General features: G+C 39.7%; 1 pseudogene. It reads left to right on the forward strand.

The annotated features are described in order from the left end of the window. Positions 1-74, forward strand: a pseudogene (locus ACFIMG_RS08670) (transcriptional regulator); the annotation flags it as partial. Positions 75-1,207: the final 1,133 nt, after the last annotated feature.

Here is a 1,207-nt window from a genome sequence, read left to right on the forward strand (position 1 = left end):
ATTCACTTTTGAAAAATTTTAGAGAGCTCCAGCCGAAAAAACAAAAAGCAATCTTGTGGCTGATTTCTGATTAAGCAAAAGAGTAACAATTAATATTATTCCATTCATATACCCCTTAAGTCAAATTCAAACCAGCACTCCACACCCCTCAAAATCACGCCATTTTATGGGATATTGATTTTTCTTGCCAATCTCCTGAAATTACTTTATGAATTGGCCTGTGTTTTTTGGTCGTCTACGCAGCGGTCAATAAGGAGTTGGATTCCTTAAAACTTAAACATAAACAATTATGGCTATCCCGGAAATTCCGGGGGCTTTTGTTATGTCCAAGTGCTTTAAGCACTAAAAACAAGAGACTGTTTAAGTTCAGTGAATCCAACCTCCCGGAATACCAATGCGAGGGCGCTTGCAACCGGAGGAGGGCTTGAAGTGCCAACTAAAAATCCAAATTTTATCGACATTTCTGATTAAGCAAAAGACGCGATTTATAATCCATATTTCGCACTTTTTTAAAAAGTACCCAATCTTATAGTCTTGGAGATTATTTTCATTTTTCTTGCCAATCTCCTGAAATTACTTTATTGATAAGCACGTGTTTTTGATCGTCCACGCAACGATCAAATAGGGAGCTAAAAGCCCGAAAGCTTAATACATAAATTTATCCCGCATTGCGGGTATCCCGTAATTCCGGGAGATTTTGCTATGTCCAGGTGCGTTTCCGCACTAAAAGCAAAAAGCTGAGTCAAGTCAGTGTTTTCAGACCCCGGAATACCAATGCGAGGGCGCTTGCAACCGGAGGAGGGCTTGAAGTGCCAACTAAAAATCCAAATTTTATCGACATTTTGATAGGAAAAAGACGCGATTTATAATCCATATTTCGCACTTTTTTAAAAAGTACCCAATCTTATAGTCTTTGAGATTATTTTGATTTTTCTTGCCAATTTTCTGAAATTGCCTTATAAATGAATACTGTAATTTTGGTCGTATACGCAACGACCAATAGGGAACTAAAAGCCCTAAATCCGAGCGTACAATTGAGCCCACTTTTGTGGGTATCCCGGAATTCCGGGAGTTTTTGCTATGTCCAGGTGCTTTTCCGCACTAAAAGCAAAAAAACTGACTCGGATTCAGTACTTTTAGACTCCCGGAATACCAATGCGAGGGCGCTCGCAACCGGAGGGGGGCTTGAAGTGCAAACCAAAAATCC

It is taken from the genome of Bartonella sp. AP11XZML (assembly GCF_042196445.1).
GTDB lineage: Bacteria > Pseudomonadota > Alphaproteobacteria > Rhizobiales > Rhizobiaceae > Bartonella.